This window comes from Leeuwenhoekiella sp. A2, from assembly GCF_047946655.1.
GTDB lineage: Bacteria > Bacteroidota > Bacteroidia > Flavobacteriales > Flavobacteriaceae > Leeuwenhoekiella.
The window spans coordinates 1,720,548-1,739,768 of sequence record NZ_CP172311.1; the positions used below are offsets into that span (position 1 = coordinate 1,720,548).

Consider the following 19,221-nt stretch of genomic DNA (forward strand, 5'->3'; position numbering starts at 1 on the left):
ATTTATAAATAATTTAACATTTTAATCTTTATTCTGATTATTTTACGGCGTTTCGTCGAAAATATTTGAATTTAATCTAAATATTTATCATTTTGGACTCAGGTTTGTCAACGAGACAAGCCCCCTCGATCCATTTTTAATCAATTACTTATATGACTAAAAACTACCCTAAATTCCTACTGATGCTAGTCTTGACCTTTGGTTTTACTGTGCACGCACAGGAAAAACATTCGCTAAAACCTCATGACGAGAAACCCAAGAAATTTTCTGGTCTTGTAAAATTAGACAAAAGCCGGTCAAAAAGCGCTTCAACGCCTAAAGCTATTTTTAACGATAGAGTAGAACTCGATTCAGAAAGCGACTTTAATCTTTTAGAACGACAGACCGAGAGCGGATTTGTACACAAAAGATTTCAACAGACATTTGAAGGTATTCCTGTAGAGTTTGCAAAACCTACGATACATGAAAAAAATGGTACACCTGTATCTATAAGCGGTGAGTTTTATGCTGTAAAAGATGTAAAAACCAGCCCTGCGATCTCAAAATCGGCCGCTTTTAGTAAAGCAATTGCTCATATTGGCGCTACTCATTATTTATGGGAATATGCAGATGCTTCTAAAGAGATTAGCTATGCAAAACCAGAAGGTGAACTTGTCATTCTGCCCTTAACTTCATATAAGAATACAGAATTAAAACTGGCTTATAAATTTGATATTTATGCGACTCAACCGCTTAGTCGTGGTATGCTCTACATAGATGCTAAAAGTGGCGAACCTTTGTTTTACAACAGTATTATTAAACATGCACATACTTTTGGTTTTGTAGGCAACATGCCGGTTACAGTTAAAACCAAAGAAGAAGCAGACACGGCATTTGATGATATGGCCGCGGGAATGTACGTCACTGCTTCGGCACAAACTCGCTATAGCGGAACACAAACTATAGAGACCGCTTTAAGCGGAAGCAGCTATATTTTGAGTGACAGTTCTCGTAAAGTCTATACGCGGGATGCTAAAAATCAGGCTCCGGGTAATAGTTATCCGTACATAAGTAACTATGACCAGTTTACAGATAATGATAATAACTGGACGACTGCGGAGCATAGCGCTAATAAAGACAATGCAGCATTAGATGCACATTGGGGAGCTATGATGACTTATGACTACTTTAAAAACGTTCAAGGTCGCAATAGCTATGACAATAATGGTACGCAAATACGCAGTTATGTACACGTAGATCAAAATTATGATAACGCATTCTGGAATGGTTCTGTCATGTCGTACGGTGATGGTTCTTCAAACGGTGCAGAAGGTAATGGCTATTTCGACGCGCTTACTTCTATAGATGTAGCGGCTCACGAGATAGGCCACGCGGTTTGTACATACACAGCAGATCTTGCATATCAAAAAGAATCTGGTGGGATGAATGAGGGTTTTTCAGACATCTGGGGAGCTGTGGTAGAGCACTACGCTAAAGGTAATGGCAATGATTTAAGTCCGGCAGCTTCAATCTGGCTAATAGGCGATGAGATTGATAGAAGAAATGGTTCTGCTGCTTTACGCTCTATGTCAGATCCTAAATCTTTGGGTCAGCCAGATACTTATGGTGGTTCATATTGGGTAAATCCTAATTGTACACCTACAAGTAATAATGATTACTGTGGTGTTCATACAAACTCCGGAGTTTTAAATCACTGGTTCTATTTAGTAACTGCCGGTGGTTCTGGTAGTAATGATGTAGGCGATGTTTATGATGTTGCTGGCATAGGTATCACCAAAGCCGCAGATATTACTTATCGCACAGAATCTGTTTATCTTTCAGCAAACTCTACTTATGCTAATGCTCGTTCTGGTTCTATTCAGGCAGCTATAGATCTATATGGAGCAGGTAGCGCAGAAGAGCAAGCTGTAACCAATGCCTGGTACGCAGTAAATGTGGGTGAAGCTTACGGCGGTGGCGGTAGTTCTACATATTGTACTTCTGCAGGAAACAGCGTAAGTGATGAATATATTGGTCGGGTACAATTAGAAAGCATAGACAATGCATCTGGTGCAACTAGCGGTTATACAGATTTTACCGCTGTTTCTACAAGTCTTACTAAAGGTGCTTCTTCAACAATAACAATTACTCCTACTTGGACAGGAACGGTTTATTCTGAAGGCTATGCCGTTTGGATAGATTACAACCAAAATGAAAGCTTTGATGATTCTGGCGAATTAGTTTTCAGCCGCTCTGCAACGACTTCCAGTTCTATTTCCGGAAGCTTTACAGTGCCAACTTCAGCGCTCGATGGCGAAACAAGAATGCGTGTTTCAATGAAGTATAACGGAATTCCTTCTTCTTGTGAATCCTTTTCTTACGGTGAGGTAGAAGATTACACGGTTGTCTTTGGTGGTGGCGGAAGCACAGCAGATACACAGGCACCTTCTGTTCCTGCAGGTCTTGCGGCTTCTAATATTACAGATACAACTGCAGATCTTTCCTGGAATGCTTCTTCAGATAATGTAGGAGTAACAGGTTATGATGTTTATGAAGGCAGTACGTTATTAGGAACTGTAACCGGTACTTCTGCAAATATTACAGGTCTTACGGCTGCTACAACTTATAGTTTCTCAGTTAGAGCTAAAGATGCCGCAGGTAATATTTCAGCATCAAGTTCTACCGTTAGTGTTACAACTACAGGCGGTTCTACAGGTGGCGGAGCAAACGATACGCTTATTGCCAGTTATTTTGAGAGCGGCTGGGATGGCTGGTCAGACGGTGGTAGCGATTGCGCTCGTTATAGCGGTTCACGTTCCTCAGAAGGTAGCTATTCAATCTACATCAGAGATAATTCAGGGACTGCCTCTTCTATGACAAGTTCAGCGGTAAATCTTACTCCTTATGATAATGTAGATATCACTTTCTCTTTCTACTCATACAGTATGGAAAATGGCGAAGATTTCTGGGTACGTTACAACAGTGGTTCAGGATGGCAAACGGTTGCTGCTTACGCTAGAGGAACAAGCTTTAATAATAACACGTATTATACAGCTACTATCAATATGAGCAGCGCAGATTATAGCTTTACAAATGGTGCTCAATTCAGGTTTCAGTGTGATGCAAGTGCAAATAATGACTTGATCTATATTGACGAAGTGGTAATTACAGGAACTTCTGGTGCTGGTGTGATGCCAAATAGTTTAGTAGAAACAGGAACTGTACAAACCTTTGGCGGAAATATGGATGGAAATGCCGATTTTGAGGGCGATTTCACCATTTATCCTAATCCGGCGGCAGATTTTGCTGAGGTAAAATTGATGCTTGATATAGAAGATTCACCGATCAACATTAAGCTTTCTGTTTACGACATCCGCGGAAGCGTGGTTTTGAGCAAATCGTATACTGAAGTAACTGATGATGTATTTGGCGAAAAACTAGATGTTTCTCAGTTAAAATCGGGAATCTATTTTGTCGAAATCACTTCAGATAATGGAATGCTGGAAACTCAAAAACTAATTAAAAATTAGATATAACCAAGTTAAAACTCGTGTAACTAAAAACCCGAAGCTTAAATGCTTCGGGTTTTTTTATACCGAAATTATTTCAGCATCATCCAGTAATTTCTCGTTGCGCAATCTTAGAATAATCTGAGCGACAGCAACAACATCCCTTTCGCAATACAAAACAATGCGGTTGAGATCATTTTCCTCATAAAAGACGTCACGTACTTCGCTACCGTCAATATCGGTTTTAGGAGACGGAATATTTAGAATTTTCGTCAGGAGTTTAAGCGAAGTATAATGTTTGTAGTCACCAAATTTCCACAATTCTAAAGTATCCAAATGAGGAACTTCCCATGGTTTTTTACCAAAGAAATTCAGTTTAAACGGAAGCTCGATACTATGAATAATCATGCGGCGTGCTATAAAAGGGTAATCAAACTCTTTCCCGTTATGCGCGCATAAAACATTCTGCGGTTTATTGAAATGCGTTTCAAGAAGTGTTTTAAATTCCCTTAAAATCTCTTCTTCTTCACCGGAAAACGAAGTTGTTCTAAAGTTTCTGTTTTCTCCTTGAATTTTAAAATAACCCACAGAAAGACAGATGATTTTACCAAATTCTGCCCAAATCCCTGCGCGGTCATAAAACTCTTCTGCAGTAAACTCTTCCTTTCGCTGATATTTTGTTTTATCAGCGTAAAGTTGCTGCATCTCTTCAGATAAAAGACCAAAAGACTTCACCTCAGGAACAGTTTCGATATCAAGAAATAGAATATTTTCAAGTTTAATTCTTTTCAGCATAGATAAATTTTTTAAGCGCGTCCTGTCGTGCTGATTCCGATAGCTATCGGAACAGCATCGCACAAGTGCATGAGACCCTGAAATAAATTCAGGGTGACGAAAAAACGTTTAGTTTTTTATAAAATCAGCTTTCTGAGGGTAGAAATCGGGATTTAATATATAAAAATTAGCCGTAGAAAAAGAATAGGATCAAGAATCTCAGGACAAGCCCACTAGATATATTTTTGAAAATTCATTTTCTAATCGAAGCAAAACGTAGGTAATTAAATCCTCTGCAGTCATTAAAACAGAGTAGTCTGCTGCGCCGGACTTTCGTGTGCCAGCAGCCACTTTTTACGCCATAATCCGCCGGCGTAACCGGTAAGCGATTGATTACTTCCAATCACACGATGACAGGGAATGATTATCGAAATGGGATTTTTACCGTTTGCGCTGGCCGCTGCGCGTATGACTTTAGGATCACCCAGTTGCTTGGCCATATCTAGATAAGAAGTGGTTTTACCAAAAGGAATATTCTCAAGTTCCTTCCATACTTTTTGCTGAAAAACAGTGCCTTGTGGAGTAAGCTTTAGCCGAAAATCCTGACGTTTTCCATCAAAATATTCTTCAAGTTGAGAATACGCTTCTTGCAAACATGCTGGTACTGTGAGCGATTGAGAATATTCGTCATCAAGAAAAATAACCGAAAGAAGACCAGAATCGTCACCTTTTATTTCAATCGTTCCTAGTTCAGTGTTGAGGTTTGCGGTTTCCATTTAGCTTGTGCGTTCGTTCTCTTCTTTTTGAAAAGTAATCCCCATGCGTTTTGCCCTGTGCTCCCAGTTTTTTCTGGCTTGTTTTTGCATATCCTCTACAGTGTCGCTTTCGTCCATTATTTCAAGTCCCAAGAGCGTTTCTATAATATCTTCCATGGTTACGATGCCAATTGTATTTCCAAATTCATCTACAACCAAGGAGATATGTTCGCGTTTCTGAATAAAACTTTCAAACAATTCAGGTATTGGTTTATCTGCTGAAACAATGGGAATTTCACGCTTTAGATCAGCCAAGGTTTTGTCATGACGTTCTTCTACAATTTCTTCCAGCACGTCGTCTTTTAAGATAAAACCAGTGATATTATGCGATTTATCCTTGTAAACAGGCACTCGTGAAAACTTTAGATGTTTATGATTTTCATGAAAATCCCGCAGACTTACATCTTCATTTTCGGTTGTAACCACGGGAAACGGAGTCATCACATCTTTCGCCTCAACAGATTTAAAAACCAGCATATTTTTAATAACTGTAGTTTCATTATCTGCTATTGCTCCTTCCTGTTCGGCAGTATCTGTTAATGCCATAAACTCTTCCCGGCTCATCGTATTTACATGAGCAGACTTACCAATAAGACGAGTGGTTAACATTAATAGCCACAAAATACCTGTATATCGCAGCGGAAACAAAATGATCGTTAAGAATTTTGCTGCAAAATTACCCAGAAATTTCCAGTATGTAGCGCCAATGGTTTTAGGAATAATTTCAGAAATTACTAAAATAAGAAGCGTCATAATCGCCGAAACAATACCCACGGCGTGACTACCGCTTTCTCCTTCTCCCCAAACATTTTCAGCCTGCACGCCTACCAGAATTGCACCTACTGTATGCGCAATGGTGTTTAGTGTGAGAATCGCTATTAACGGTTTGTCAATGTCTTTTTTAAACTTTTCAAGCGTATGCGCATATCGCTTTCCCTCGTTGGTCTTGATCTTGATATAAGTGGGAGTAACGCTAAGCAAAACTGCCTCTAATATAGAACACAAGAAGGAAACGAAAATCGAGATCAGCGCATAAGCGATGAGTAATGCCATAGGTAAATTGTTGTGTTTTAAAGGTACTATAAAAGACAAACAATGCCCAATGGCTTAAGAAAACCTTATCTAATTATGCAGGTTCTGTTAAATGAAAATCGGCATAAATAGGTGAAAAATCGGGGTTTTAATCCAATAATTTCACCACATCTTTTGCGAAATAACTGGCGATCACATCTGCTCCTGCACGTTTTATGGCAAGAATTTGTTCCATCATAACGGCATCGTGATCCAGCCAGCCTCTTTCTGAAGCTGCCTTTATCATAGCATATTCACCGCTTACCTGATAAACAGCAACCGGCACATTCACTGCATTTTTAATATCACGTACAATATCCAAATAGCAAAGTCCGGGTTTTATCATTACAATATCTGCCCCTTCATCAATATCCATCAGGGTTTCTTTAATGGCTTCACTGCGGTTTGCAGGATCCATCTGGTAGGTTTTTTTGTCTTTCGGAATATTCTGTGCATCGACAGGAGCCGAATCTAAAGCATCCCGAAACGGACCATAAAAAGCAGAAGCAAATTTAGCCGAATAGCTCATAATACCGGTATCAAAGAAACCTTCATCTTCTAACAGCGTACGCATTTCAAAAATGCGACCGTCCATCATATCGCTGGGAGCGATAAAATCTGCACCTGCACGAGCATGAGAAAGTCCCATTTCAGCAAGAATAGCAGCAGAATCGTCATTCAATATTTTTCCGTCTGAAACTACTCCGTCGTGTCCGTAACTAGAATACGGATCAAGCGCGACATCTGTCATTACCAGCATATCGGGACAGGCTTCTTTAACCGCTTTAACCGCGCGCTGCATGAGTCCGTCAGGGTTTATGGCTTCGGTACCGGCGTTATCTTTTAGTTTGTCATCGACTTTTACAAAAAGCAAAACCGATTTTAAACCCAGTGACCAAAGGACCTTTGCCTCCTTCTTTAAATTATCTAAGCTGTAGCGAAAATATCCTGGCATAGAAGCGATTTCTTCTTTTACGCTTTTGCCTTCTACCACAAAAAGCGGTACGATAAAATCATCGGGACTAATTAAAGTTTCGCGAACTAGTGAGCGTATAGCTTCGCTTGTTCTTAATCTTCTGTTTCTTCTTAAAGGGAACATATGTTTTAATTTTTGGCTAAAAAAACCTGTTTTCAGCCTAATTTATTTCAGTTTTTCTGGTGATTTTCTATCCAATTTCGCGGATTTTCGAGCACTTTTACTAGTTTTTCTTCTTCGCTTCCCGGCTCTGGATGATGATCGTATTTCCACTGTACCACCGGCGGGAGACTCATTAAAATACTTTCTATTCTTCCGTTTGTTTTTAAACCAAATAAAGTGCCTTTATCATGCACCAGATTAAATTCTACATAACGACCGCGACGCACTTCCTGCCAGTTGCGTTCTTTTTCGCCGTAAGGCAAATCCTTGCGTTTTTCAACAATGGACACGTAAGCTTCTAAAAAACTATCGCCTACGGCTGTTACAAAATTATACCAATCTTGCATATCCCTATTATCATCTGCCTTGCAATAGTCAAAGAAAAGTCCACCAATACCGCGCCCTTCACCTCGATGCGAATTGTAAAAATAAGCGTCACATTTTTCTTTAAAATCGGCGTAAAAAGCCGGATCATGAGCGTCACAAACTGTTTTACAAGTTTGGTGAAAATGAACGGCATCTTCCTTAAAAAGGTAATATGGCGTTAGGTCCTGGCCGCCGCCAAACCAACTGTCTACCAGCGTTCCGTCTTTTTCATACATTTCGAAATAGCGCCAATTTGCATGAACAGTAGGTACAAACGGATTTTTAGGATGGAGGACGAGACTAAGTCCGCAGGCGAAAAAATCTACATCACCAACGTTGAAATACTTTTGCATTGCAGGAGCAAGCGGCCCGTGAACTGTCGAAATGTTAACGCCGCCTTTTTCAAAAACATCGCCATTTTCTATAACACGTGTACGACCGCCACCGCCTTCTTCGCGCTCCCAGGCATCTTCTTGAAAAGTGGCTTTTCCGTCAACTTTTTCTAAGGTTGAAGTGATTTTATCCTGAAGTTCATGTATGTATGAGACAAATTTGTCGCGCATGCATGGGCGACCTGCAAGGTTTTCAGAACCTTGTAGGTCTCCAAGGGATTCAGGAGAATGTACAGGATGTATTTCTAAACCTTGTAGGTCTTCTAGCAATTCAGGAGAATCTGAAGTATGCTTCTGATCGTGAACGTATTTCATATTTGCAATATTATCAAAAAGATTGATTATTTCTTTCCGCACGGGAGCGATTAAAGCATCCTTTTTATTTTTGAAATAACTAGGGCAGGAAGAAAAAGGATACTTAATATAGTTATAATCTACGTTGTGATGGGCAGGATTAGTATGCACATAAACTATCAGGATTTTTAATTGCTGTTCATCAGTCAATCGCTTCCGCTTAAAATGTTTTTCAAAAAGGCTGCCTGTCCTGTTTTGCTGCTTATTATATGCTTTAGCGTACGCATTAAAGAGATTTGAAAAAGCTTGTGTGGCATTATTTCCATCTTCTTTAACCTGTATAACCAGATGAAAATGATTACGCATTAGGCAATAAGCCGAGATATACATTTCAGACATAAGATGTTTTGCTGCCAACCGAAGAAAGTATCGCATATTTTCTTCAGTTTTGAACAAGGTTTCCCCATTAATGCCACGGTTATAAATATGATAAAAATGATCTCGCTCTAAAGTTTCTAATTTCATTTCTTTCGTTTTAATCCGTTTTCAATCTGCAAGGTTTCGTTTTCAACCTGCAAGGTTTTAAAAACCTTGTAGGTTTTGTCGTTTCTCTATTCTAATTGTTGAGACCTACAAGGAACGCGCACGGCGCGAATACCTTGCAGGTCTTGGTCTCCAGTTAGGTTATTAGTTAGAACTATTAAATTTTATAATTTCATTTTTCTCGCTCAACCTGCAAGGTTTAGAAACCTTGTTGGTCTTTTTCATCAGGATTTTTAGTTTTTCCACTAATTAATCTTCCTGTTTATTCGTTTGAAGACCTACAAGGAACCCTCTCCGAGGGGATACCTTGCAGGTCCTTGTTCTTCTAAAAGTTTGATCGTCACGATTGACGCAGCGGTTACAGAAATAGGCAGAACCAAAATTATTCCCACAACGGGAATAAGCAGAAAAAGCATAAAAATAATCCCGTTTCCTACAGCAAAACCTCTGTTTTTCTTGACAAAATCGACGCTTTGGTTATACTTTAAATGTCTTTCTAGGGTGTAATCCATATTCCCAAAACCGGCATAATACGCCTGAACCAGAAAAAGCAAAACTGTAGTGAATAACCCAATTACCGGGATAAAACCTAAAAGTAAAATTGGGATTGTAAGCAGAAGTTCCATCAGGAGATTGCGCACATTTATGCGAATCCCGCGTAAAAGTTGAGCCGTGTTTGAAGTGTCGCGATGTAAATGACCCGAACCTTTAAAATGCGATTCTATTTTCTCTGAAACCGCACTCATAAACGGCGCGGAAAATGCCATCACAATATGTTTATAAAGAATAAGTCCCAGCGCGAGAATAATGAGACCGCCCAAAATCGTGCTTATGGTTTGAAAAGTTTCTGCGCCCCATTCCCAAAACCAAAGTCTTGCGATAAACGCCCCAATATTGTCAGAAAGTCCCCAGGTCGCAAAGATCAAAATGGCCGCAGTGAGAAAACTTATGATCATCGGGATTGCAAAATATTTCCACAAGCCCAATTCTTTGATGAGTTTCAAAGAACCGCTGTATGCTTTTATGGCTGTGAAAATATTATTTAGCATTAATCTGTGATATAAACGAGATTTTCTTTGAAATCTTTTATTTCTTCCACCGTTTTTACCTGTTTTGCTTCGGCTGATTTTTGCCTTAAAAGAGCGATAAATTCACTTTCAGAGCGGGTTTTATTTTCCATCCAGAGATTGCATCCTATTGCATTATTATGCAAATCCATTTCGCGTTCAAGCGGTTTATTAGGCGCCAGTTTTTCATGAAAATTGGTCACTTTTATGGCCCAATCACGCGATTTTTGCAAATTTTGCTTTCGCCAAAAAACAGCTTTGCAAATTAAAACCGTCCACAAAGCATGGCGAAAAGCGTTTGCTTTTGTATTACCATGATGCTTTTTTCCATATTCATCTGAAGCGATAGACATTGCCCGCGTGGAAGCTTTCAGCGTAAGTGGAATATATAATGGTTTTGGCCAAAATAATTTTATCAGCATAAAAAGCTGCTTAATACTTACCGATTTTAGCCGTTGCCAGATCATTAATCTTGTTTGTATTCTTTCACTGCATCGATAAACGCTTTTGCATTTTCCAGCGGAATATTAGGTAAAATGCCATGACCCAAATTCACGATATAGCGGTCTTTACCAAACTCATTGATCATTTGATGCACCATTTTTTTAATCTCGCTCGGGGGCGAAAGCAACCTTGAGGGATCAAAATTTCCCTGAAGCGTAATTTCTCCACCAGTAAGGTAACGCGCATTACGTGCACTGCATGTCCAGTCAATTCCCAGAGCTGAAGCGCCGCTTTTTGCCATTTCGCCCAGAGCGAACCAGCAACCTTTACCAAATGCGATCACGGGTGCTTCGTCTTTTAAAGCGTCAATAATCTGCTGAATATATTTCCAACTAAATTCCTGATAATCTGTAGGCGATAGCATGCCACCCCAGCTATCAAAAACCTGCACCGCATTTACGCCGGCTTTTACTTTTTCCTTTAAATAAAGAATTGTGGTATCTGTAATTCTTTGCAGCAATATGTGAGCAGCTTGTGGTTGGGTGAAGCAAAATTCTTTTGCCTTATCAAAATTCTTAGAGCCTTTTCCCTGCACACAATAGCATAGAATCGTCCATGGCGAACCAGCAAAACCTATTAACGGAACTTCATTATCAAGTTTTTCTTTAGTCATTTTTATCGCTTCCATCACATAACCCAGCGTATCGTGAATGTCTGGTACGATCACACGATCAAGATCTGAAGGTTTACGTATAGGCTCTGGCAACCACGGGCCTTCACCTGGTTTCATCTCAACATGAATATTCATCGCCTGCGGAATCACAAGTATATCGCTGAACAAAATCGCGGCATCCATCCCGTAACGGCGTATGGGCTGTACGGTGATCTCACTGGCAAGTTCTGGTGTCTGGCAGCGCGTAAAAAAATCATATTTCGCTTTAAGCTCCATGAATTCAGGTAAATAACGTCCTGCCTGACGCATCATCCATACCGGCGGGCGCTCTACTGTTTCACCTTTTAGGGCTTTTAAAAAGAGATCGTTTTTTATTTTTTGTGGCACTTGTTGCACTGTTTTTTCCATGTTCTTTCAATCAATTTGAGACCAACCTTTGAGACCTACAAGGAAGCCTGCGGCCATACCTTGCAGGTCTGCATTCTCATGCTTTCTAATTATTTTTAAAAACTTTTACTGCTCTTGCAATTACGCTTTCAACTGATGTGGAGTTAGCGATTTCTATATGTTGAGTATGTTTTTTGGCTTCTGTGGCGGTTGTGTTTCCTATGCATACGGCGAGGCTTTCGCCAAATTTATTATGGGTCGCAAAGCTCTGCACACCACTTGGACTAAAAAATAAAATACCATCAAAGTTTTGGCGAAATTGTTTAGTGTTCAAGCTGGTTTTGTAAACTTCAATCTCGGTTAATTCTACGTTTGAATCGGCTAAAATTTGTGGAAGTTCGTTTCTCCTTTTATTTCCTGTGAAAAAGTAAAACGACTGGCTTTTATACGATTTTGCTATTTTTTCGCCCAATTTTGAAGCATTTTCCCCGATTTCGACGACTTTTAAGCCGTTTTTTTCGAGGAGTTCTTTTGTTTTTTCCCCTACGCAGAAGGCCCTCACCCCCAGCCCCTCTCCCACCAGAGAGGGGAGTTTTGCTGATTGCTTCAAATATGCGTTGACAGCATTTTGACTGGTGAAAATAGCGTTTTTGAGTTCGTGAGGAATTTCAAAAGGAATACTTTCAGTCTTTATCGCATCGTATTCAACAAAAGATAAACCCGCATTAAGAATGAGTTCTTTTTGATTGGGTTTCAGTTTTTTTGTTGAAAGGAGAGTAATGCCCTCACCCCGACTCTCTCCCAACGGAGAGGGAGTTTGTTTTGCATCTAAAATAGATTTGAATATTTCATCCTGATTGTCGAAAACAGCTTCATTTTTAAAGCGTAAAGTTCTGTAGCCTAAAAGCTGTAAATGACGATCTCTTAATTCGTCTTTTTCCCTTTGCTCAGGATCATTATGATAGCCACCATCGAGTTCAATTATAAGATTCAGTTCTTTACAATAGAAGTCAACTATATAATCTTTAAGGGGATGTTGGCGACGAAACTTAAGATTTTCAAATTTTCGATTACGCAATAACTCCCAAAGCTCTTTTTCGGCTTCTGTTTGCTCTTGTCTGAGCAATCTTGCGAGTTTGGTTTTGGTAATCTTCAATTTGAAATCTTTTATTAGCTCAATTTGTATTACGCCCCTCTCCATTTCTGCATCCGACCAGCTTTCGCGAGAGGAATGCAAGGGCGGGGGTGAGGATTATATTTGGGATTTTATCTCTGCCATTAATTCACGACCGCCGTTTTCCAAGATCACAACTGCACATTTTCTTCCAAAATGGTAGTTTTTGTTGAGGTCGATTGTTTTTTCTACTTCGATTTTACGCTTTCCGTCAAGGCTAAAAAGCGCACCTTTAAAATGTATGGTTTGATCTTTTATTTCGGCCAAAGCACCAATTGGGGCGGTACAACCACCTTCAAGTTCGCGTAAAAATTCACGTTCTACTGTAGTTGCAATTTCTGAAGCGTGATGGTTTAATTTGCCGCAGGCATCACGAGAAAATTGATCGTTTTCCATCGCGGCGATTACCATTGCTCCTTGCGCAGGAGCGGGAATCATCCAGTTAAGAATGATATTATTTTCGGGCTTGAGATTTATTCTTTCTAATCCCGCTTTCGCGAAAATTGCACCCGTCCAGTTATTGTCCTGTAATTTCTGTAGTCGCGTGTTTACGTTTCCTCTTAAATCGGTTAAAGTATGATGTGGGTAACGATGCAGCCATTGTGCTTTTCTACGTAAGCTTCCTGTTGCAATCGTGCAGTTTTTAGCTAAATCTTCTCTCAGATTTTCACCTGATTTATGAACCAGAATATCTTCGCTGGGAGCGCGCTCAAGAACTGCCGCTTGCACAATGCCTTTTGGCAGCTGCGTTGGCACATCTTTCATAGAGTGAACTGCGATATCAATATCGCCATTTATCATAGCAATATCGAGTGTTTTAGTAAAAATACCTGTTATGCCAAATTCGTACAGCGGTTGGTCAAGAATAAGATCGCCTGTAGATTTTACCGGCGTTAGTTCGGTTTTAAAACCTAAAGCTTCCAGTTTATCTTTTACGGTATTAGCCTGCCAAAGCGCCAGTTGACTGTCGCGTGTGCCTATGCGTATGATCTTGCTCAAGACTAATGTTTTTGAAGTTTAAACACTTGTTGAATAAGCGCCAGGCTCTCAGCTTGTGGCACTGCTTCATCTTTTAAGTGTTTAGCAAATTGAGTAGTTATTTTCTGAATAATGCGCTCGCTAATAATTTCCGCTTGCTCTTCATTAAAATCTACAAGCTTGCGACGCTGGTTGTCAATTTCGGCCAGTTTAAGATCAGAAAGTTTACTTTTTAAAGCTTTAATCGTAGGTGCAAATTGTCTCGCCTGCAGCCACTCGTAGAATTCGGCTTGAATTTCTGCGTTTATAGCCCGAGCTTTTGGCACCTGTTCTTTGCGGCGGTTTAAAGTCTCGTCTGTCATTTTAGACAATTGATCAAGATGAACAAGCGTGACGCCGGGAACCTGCTTAACATTCTCATCTACATTTTTAGGAATAGAAAGATCGAGAATAAGAAGCGGTTTTTTAATATATAAAAGCTCTTTTGAAATCGTGGGTTTGTGCGCTCCGGTTGCAACGATCAGCACATCTGCCTGAGCGATCTCTGCCTGAATATTTGCGTAATCTTCAACAATAAGGTTGAATTTTCCGGCAATTTTTTCAGCTTTATCTTTTGTGCGATTTATAAGGGTAATATGGTCGTTTTTTGTGTGTTTTATGAGGTTTTCACAGGTGTTTCGACCGATTTTTCCCGTACCGAAAAGCAATATTTTCTTTTCAGAAACATAAGGAACTCGAGCAAGAATATATTGTACCGAAGCAAAACTCACAGAAGTGGCTCCGCTTGAAATATTGGTTTCATTTTTAATGCGCTTACTGGATTGTATCACCGCATTAATAAGTCGCTCCATAAAAGGATTGACCAATTTTAATTTTTTAGAACGCTTGAATCCTGCTTTTAACTGACTTATAATCTCAAAATCTCCTAAGATCTGACTGTCTAGGCCTGTACCAACTTTAAAAAGGTGATCAACGGCTTCCTCATTTTTGTAAGAATAACAAACGCTGTTAAACTCGCTTATCGTACCCTGCGTATGCTCGCAAAGTAACTCAACAAGTTCTTCAGGTTTGTGGGCAAAACCATAAAGTTCTGTGCGATTACAAGTAGAAATAATGGTGAGACCGGCAATTCCCTTTTCCTGCGCTTTTAAAAGTATGCGCTCTTGTGTGGGAGTGTCTACACTAAAATGACCTCTTATCTCGGCATCTGCTTTTAGGTAACTAAGACCTATTGCATAAAAATCGCCGGAGTAGGAAGGATAAAAATGTCGCTTGCCGTTTGTGCTCATAATCAAGAGTGCAAATGTATACTCACCATATTACATAAAGTAACGCTAGAGGTATGATTTTTAACGATAGCCGAATTTTGGGCTCTATTTTTTCTCATAATCTTGGAAATAGCCTAATTTAGTATCGTTCTAAGAAATTGATGTTAGCTTCAATTTAGACGTAATCTAAATAAAAACCTTAAAAGAAAGTGAGCGCACCACAGGAAAGTATCGCTAGAAGTTTATATGAAGAAACTACTATTGAAGAAGGTTTTTCTATACTTAAATTTAATAACGAAGAAAGTGAGGCACAACATGTACAGAGAGAGGTAGATAGCACCTATATTCAGTTTCATTTTTGTGCGAAAGGCTCTGCTGTTTTCAATTTTAATACAGGGAATTATACGCTTCCGCTTCAGGAAGAAAATTCGTTGCTTTTGTACAATCCGCAGCGGGATTTACCTATGGATGTTGAAATAAATGCAGGATCGTGGATTATTTCGATCTTAATTTCCATAAAAAAATTCCATTCTCTTTTTTCAAACGAGGCTAACTATATCACATTTTTAAGTGGTGAGAACAAGGATCGTAAGTATTATAAAGATGGAAGCATTTCGCCATCTATGGCAATCGTGCTTAACCAGTTAATGAACTACAATCTGCACGCTTCGATAAAACCACTTTATTTTAAAGGGAAAGCTTACGAGTTACTCAGTTTATACTTTAATCGCCCGGAAGATGTAGATGTTGAGCAATGCCCATTTCTGGTAGATGAAGAAAATGTGGCAAAAATAAAAAAAGCAAAAACAATCATACTTAATCGCATGGCAGAACCGCCTTCTTTGCAGGAATTGGCAGATGAGATCGGGTTGAGTATTAATAAACTTAAGGAAGGTTTTAAGCAGATTTATGGTGATTCTGTGTATAGTTTTCTGTTTGATTATAAAATGGAAGTTGCCAGGCAACTTTTGGCGACAGGATCACATAATGTAAATGAAGTGGGTTTAAAAGTGGGATATAGTACCGCCAGTCATTTTATAGCTGCATTTAAAAAACAATATGGCACAACGCCAAAAAAATATATTCAGTCATTGACCTAGTTAAAATTTAATTGCGGCATTGACAAATCTTATTAAACCAGATGATAGAATTTAACAATATCATTTAGTTTTGCAATAGAAAAAATTGAACAATGAAAAAAGGCGTATTGCTTGTTAATCTGGGCTCCCCGGATAGTACAAACCCCAAAGACGTAAAAAAATATCTAGGTGAATTTTTAATGGATGAGCGGGTGATAGATCTGCCTAACTGGGCCCGAACTATTCTCGTAAAAGGAATCATTTTAAACACCAGACCTAAACAATCTGCCGCAGCGTATTCTAAGATTTGGTGGGAAGAAGGTTCACCACTTATCGTATTATCTGAAAGATTACAGGCAAAAGTGCAACAGAAAGTTGATGTTCCCGTTAGTCTTGCCATGCGTTATGGAACTCCAAATATTAAATCAGGTCTTGACGAACTTAATGCGCAAGGAGTAGATGAGGTTTTGATTATTCCGTTGTATCCTCAGTTTGCTATGGCTACCACAGAAACTATTCTCGTTTTGGCAGAGGAATTAAGAAAAGAGCACTTTCCGCATATGAAATTCTCAAATCTCCCTCCTTTTTATAACAAACCTGAATATGTTGAGGTTTTGGCGAAAAGTATAGGAGAAAAGCTGGAGAATCTTGATTACGAAAAGTTGGTTTTTAGTTATCACGGTGTCCCGGAAAGACATATTCGCAAAAGCGATGTCACTAAAAGTCATTGTAAAATAGACGGAACTTGTTGTCAGTCACCATCAGCGGCACATCAGTTTTGTTATAGACATCAATGTTATGAAACCACGCGACAGGTTGCAGAAGCATTAAACCTGGAAGAAGGTACTTACTTTACTTCATTTCAATCCCGATTAGGTTTTGACCCCTGGTTGCAACCGTATACAGATCGCACCATCGAGCGTTTTGGTAAAGAAGGCATTAAAAAAATGGCAATTGTAACTCCGGCTTTTGTTAGTGATTGCTTAGAAACACTCGAGGAAATCGCGATGGAAGGTGAAGAGATCTTTCACGAAGTAGGAGGGAAAGAGTTTTCTGTTATACCTTGCTTAAATGACCGTGACGACTGGACTCATGTTATGGCAACCTGGATCAATGACTGGGCGATAGTAGAGCCTGCAAAAGCAATCGCTTAATTATATTAAAGGCTCTTCTAAAAGTAGAATTTCAGGTTTGGCTTAAACTGGAAAAAGTTACTCTGTTTTATTACGGCTATGAATTATCTTTACTAGAATTAATATATGGTTTTTATGCTTGATCAAAAAGAGATACTAGAAAAACTTAAGAGTCTGAAGCCATATTTATTTAAGGAATTCGGTGTAAGTGAAATAGGTGTTTTTGGGTCGGTTGCGCGCAATGAATCTACTGAATCTAGTGATATTGATATTTTGGTAAATTTCGAAAGACCTTTAGGTTGGAAATTCTTTTCGCTTCAGCTTTATCTCGAGCAAATTTTCCAAAGAAAAATAGACCTTGTTACCAAAGATGGCATAAAGGAACAGCTTAAAAAAGATATTCTTACCCATGTAAATTACATTTAATGCGGAAAAATGACCAGCGTAATTCTCTAATGTATTTACAAGATATGCATTTGGCAATGCGTAAAATCATTCAGTATTTAGAAGGTTATATTTATGAAAGTTTTGTAGAAGATGAGCGCACCGTAGATGCTGTTATCAGAAATTTTGAAATCATAGGAGAAGCCTCAAAAAATATTCCGGCTCGTATAAAATCTGAATATCCTGAATTACCATGGGCTGAAATGTATGCTTTAAGAAATCAAGCCAGTCACGCTTACTTCAATATGATTCCAAAAATTATTTGGGAAATAGCTACTAATAATCTTCCGCAGAATATTAAAATCGTTGAAAACATAATTTCAGTTGAAAGAGATAAATAAATCTGATGCTTTAGGCATTGAACCCATAAGTACGCTACTTGTAAAACAGGCGGTACCCTCGTCAATTGGTATTTTAGTGATGTCTCTCAATATTCTGGTAGACACAATTTTTGTGGGCAACTGGATAGGTTCTATTGCTATTGCCGCAATCAATGTGGTGCTTCCGGTTTCTTTTTTTATCGCGGCTTTGGGTATGGCGATTGGGATAGGAGGTTCTTCTATAATTTCCCGTGCTTTGGGAAGCGGAGATAAAGAGCGCGCTTTAAAAACATTTGGTAATCAAGTCACAATTACCTTTCTCTTAACGAGTATAATGGTGATCTTCGGGCTGATTTTTATCAATGATATCATTCCGGCGTTTGGTGGGAAAGGTGATATTTTTGAACCTGCCAAAATCTATTACCGTATCGTTCTGTATGGTGTGCCTATTTTGGCTTTTGCCATGATGGGAAATAATGTGATACGGGCAGAAGGCAATCCTAAATTTGCCATGATCGCCATGATAATTCCTTCAGTGGGAAATCTTATTCTTGATTATATTCTTATCAATCTTCTGGATATGGGAATGGAAGGCGCGGCCTGGGCTACTACTATTTCTTATGTGTTTTGTTTCGGTTATATTTTGTGGTATTTCCTGAGTAAGAATTCGCAGTTAAAAATCAATTTTGGGCATTTTGGGCTTGATATGCCTATTCTTAAGGAAATGTCTGCTCTCGGTTTTGTAACACTCGCTCGTCAGGCTGTTGTAAGTACCACTTATTTATTGATGAACAATATTCTGTACAATCTGGGAGGCGAATCTTCAGTAACTGTATATGCGATAATCGGGCGTATGCTCATGTTTGCATTATTCCCTGTTTTAGGCGTCACACAGGGATTTTTGCCTATTGCAGGCTATAATTACGGAGCAGAAAATTTTGCCCGCGTTCGCGAAAGCATCAACAAAGCTATTTTATATGCGGGTGGAGTAGCGCTTATTGTTTTTATTCTAATCATGATCTTCCCGGAATCTATCGTAAAGGTTTTTACAACCGACGCTAGCGTAATACGCGATACACCGGCGGCGATGCGCTGGGTGTTTTCTGCAATTCCCATAATTGGGATTCAGCTTATTGGTTCTGCCTATTTTCAGGCGATAGGAAAGGCAGTTCCGGCTCTATTACTTACACTTACCAGACAAGGTTTTTTCTTTATTCCACTGGTTTTAATTCTGCCCCAATTTTTTGGTGAAACCGGGGTTTGGGTTTCTTTCCCGCTGGCAGATGTGCTTTCAACGATTATTACTGCTTACTTTTTAAATCGGGAAATAAGATTAAAATTAAAACCGGAGGTGGCTTAATACGTAGGAATGC

General features: G+C 39.2%; 17 protein-coding genes. 6 read left to right on the forward strand and 11 right to left on the reverse strand.

The features are described 5' to 3' along the window. Positions 1–182 precede the first annotated feature (182 nt). A complete protein-coding gene (locus ACH3PA_RS07740) occupies positions 183–3,509 on the forward strand; it encodes a M4 family metallopeptidase (protein ID WP_416445494.1) in 3,327 nt (1,108 codons plus the stop codon). Between the two features lie 60 nt (positions 3,510–3,569). Here ACH3PA_RS07740 and ACH3PA_RS07745 read toward each other — a convergent pair whose 3' ends face one another. From ACH3PA_RS07745 to hemA, 11 genes are all read right to left on the reverse strand, one after another. After that, entirely contained in the window at positions 3,570–4,283 is a 714-nt protein-coding gene (locus tag ACH3PA_RS07745) for a 3'-5' exonuclease (protein WP_416445492.1), read from the reverse strand. A 281-nt stretch (positions 4,284–4,564) separates the two neighbouring features. Continuing rightward, complete coding sequence (locus ACH3PA_RS07750; protein WP_416445490.1) at positions 4,565–5,038, reverse strand: methylated-DNA--[protein]-cysteine S-methyltransferase; 474 nt, start codon at positions 5,036–5,038, stop codon at positions 4,565–4,567. Then, the gene (locus ACH3PA_RS07755) at positions 5,039–6,130 is read right to left on the reverse strand and encodes a CNNM domain-containing protein (protein ID WP_416445488.1); all 1,092 of its coding nucleotides are present in this window, start codon (positions 6,128–6,130) and stop codon (positions 5,039–5,041) included. Positions 6,131–6,257: 127 nt separating this feature from the next. Beyond that, complete coding sequence (hemB, locus tag ACH3PA_RS07760; protein ID WP_416445486.1) at positions 6,258–7,247, reverse strand: porphobilinogen synthase; 990 nt, start codon at positions 7,245–7,247, stop codon at positions 6,258–6,260. 47 nt (positions 7,248–7,294) lie between these two features. Next, positions 7,295–8,215 carry an oxygen-dependent coproporphyrinogen oxidase gene (gene hemF, locus ACH3PA_RS07765; protein ID WP_416446637.1) on the reverse strand — a complete coding sequence of 307 codons (921 nt, stop codon included), beginning with the start codon at positions 8,213–8,215 and terminating at the stop codon, positions 7,295–7,297. A 944-nt stretch (positions 8,216–9,159) separates the two neighbouring features. After that, positions 9,160–9,930: an EI24 domain-containing protein gene (locus ACH3PA_RS07770; protein WP_416445484.1), complete on the reverse strand. Its 771-nt coding sequence runs from the start codon at positions 9,928–9,930 to the stop codon at positions 9,160–9,162. Beyond that, positions 9,930–10,370: a DUF6973 domain-containing protein gene (locus ACH3PA_RS07775; RefSeq protein ID WP_416445482.1), complete on the reverse strand. Its 441-nt coding sequence runs from the start codon at positions 10,368–10,370 to the stop codon at positions 9,930–9,932. The genes ACH3PA_RS07770 and ACH3PA_RS07775 overlap by 1 nt, the downstream gene beginning before the upstream one ends. 44 nt (positions 10,371–10,414) lie before the next feature. Beyond that, positions 10,415–11,473 carry a uroporphyrinogen decarboxylase gene (hemE, locus tag ACH3PA_RS07780; RefSeq protein WP_416445480.1) on the reverse strand — a complete coding sequence of 353 codons (1,059 nt, stop codon included), beginning with the start codon at positions 11,471–11,473 and terminating at the stop codon, positions 10,415–10,417. Positions 11,474–11,558: 85 nt separating this feature from the next. Next, complete coding sequence (locus tag ACH3PA_RS07785) at positions 11,559–12,608, reverse strand: DUF559 domain-containing protein (protein ID WP_416445478.1); 1,050 nt, start codon at positions 12,606–12,608, stop codon at positions 11,559–11,561. A gap of 96 nt (positions 12,609–12,704) precedes the next feature. Next, a complete protein-coding gene (hemC, locus tag ACH3PA_RS07790; protein ID WP_416445476.1) occupies positions 12,705–13,625 on the reverse strand; it encodes a hydroxymethylbilane synthase in 921 nt (306 codons plus the stop codon). A 2-nt stretch (positions 13,626–13,627) separates the two neighbouring features. Next, positions 13,628–14,893: a glutamyl-tRNA reductase gene (gene hemA / locus ACH3PA_RS07795; RefSeq protein ID WP_416445474.1), complete on the reverse strand. Its 1,266-nt coding sequence runs from the start codon at positions 14,891–14,893 to the stop codon at positions 13,628–13,630. A 188-nt stretch (positions 14,894–15,081) separates the two neighbouring features. Between hemA and ACH3PA_RS07800 the strand changes: the two genes are divergently transcribed. The 5 genes from ACH3PA_RS07800 (at position 15,082) to ACH3PA_RS07820 (ending at position 19,208) form a co-directional block, all read left to right on the forward strand. Beyond that, a complete protein-coding gene (locus tag ACH3PA_RS07800) occupies positions 15,082–15,972 on the forward strand; it encodes a helix-turn-helix domain-containing protein (RefSeq protein WP_416445472.1) in 891 nt (296 codons plus the stop codon). A gap of 92 nt (positions 15,973–16,064) precedes the next feature. Continuing rightward, on the forward strand, positions 16,065–17,105 hold the full coding sequence (hemH, locus tag ACH3PA_RS07805) for a ferrochelatase (RefSeq protein WP_416445470.1): 1,041 nt from the start codon (positions 16,065–16,067) through the stop codon (positions 17,103–17,105). A gap of 114 nt (positions 17,106–17,219) precedes the next feature. After that, positions 17,220–17,510: a nucleotidyltransferase family protein gene (locus tag ACH3PA_RS07810; RefSeq protein ID WP_416445468.1), complete on the forward strand. Its 291-nt coding sequence runs from the start codon at positions 17,220–17,222 to the stop codon at positions 17,508–17,510. After that, positions 17,510–17,869 carry a DUF86 domain-containing protein gene (locus ACH3PA_RS07815; protein ID WP_416445466.1) on the forward strand — a complete coding sequence of 120 codons (360 nt, stop codon included), beginning with the start codon at positions 17,510–17,512 and terminating at the stop codon, positions 17,867–17,869. Before ACH3PA_RS07810 ends, ACH3PA_RS07815 begins: the two co-directional genes overlap by 1 nt. Beyond that, positions 17,853–19,208, forward strand: a complete 1,356-nt coding sequence (locus ACH3PA_RS07820) for an MATE family efflux transporter (RefSeq protein ID WP_416445464.1) — start codon at positions 17,853–17,855, stop codon at positions 19,206–19,208. The genes ACH3PA_RS07815 and ACH3PA_RS07820 overlap by 17 nt, the downstream gene beginning before the upstream one ends. Positions 19,209–19,221: the final 13 nt, after the last annotated feature.

Bases quoted from the DNA above. Each gene is read 5' to 3' on its own strand.
- ACH3PA_RS07740 (WP_416445494.1), top strand. From the start codon at position 183: ATGCTAGTCTTGACCTTTGGTTTTACTGTGCACGCACAGGAAAAACAT.
- ACH3PA_RS07745 (WP_416445492.1), bottom strand. From the start codon at position 4,283: ATGCTGAAAAGAATTAAACTTGAAAATATTCTATTTCTTGATATCGAA.
- ACH3PA_RS07750 (WP_416445490.1), bottom strand. From the start codon at position 5,038: ATGGAAACCGCAAACCTCAACACTGAACTAGGAACGATTGAAATAAAA.
- ACH3PA_RS07755 (WP_416445488.1), bottom strand. From the start codon at position 6,130: ATGGCATTACTCATCGCTTATGCGCTGATCTCGATTTTCGTTTCCTTC.
- hemB (WP_416445486.1), bottom strand. From the start codon at position 7,247: ATGTTCCCTTTAAGAAGAAACAGAAGATTAAGAACAAGCGAAGCTATA.
- hemF (WP_416446637.1), bottom strand. From the start codon at position 8,215: ATGCGCGACAAATTTGTCTCATACATACATGAACTTCAGGATAAAATC.
- ACH3PA_RS07770 (WP_416445484.1), bottom strand. From the start codon at position 9,930: ATGCTAAATAATATTTTCACAGCCATAAAAGCATACAGCGGTTCTTTG.
- ACH3PA_RS07775 (WP_416445482.1), bottom strand. From the start codon at position 10,370: ATGCTGATAAAATTATTTTGGCCAAAACCATTATATATTCCACTTACG.
- hemE (WP_416445480.1), bottom strand. From the start codon at position 11,473: ATGGAAAAAACAGTGCAACAAGTGCCACAAAAAATAAAAAACGATCTC.
- hemA (WP_416445474.1), bottom strand. From the start codon at position 14,893: ATGAGCACAAACGGCAAGCGACATTTTTATCCTTCCTACTCCGGCGAT.
- hemH (WP_416445470.1), top strand. From the start codon at position 16,065: ATGAAAAAAGGCGTATTGCTTGTTAATCTGGGCTCCCCGGATAGTACA.
- ACH3PA_RS07810 (WP_416445468.1), top strand. From the start codon at position 17,220: ATGCTTGATCAAAAAGAGATACTAGAAAAACTTAAGAGTCTGAAGCCA.
- ACH3PA_RS07815 (WP_416445466.1), top strand. From the start codon at position 17,510: ATGCGGAAAAATGACCAGCGTAATTCTCTAATGTATTTACAAGATATG.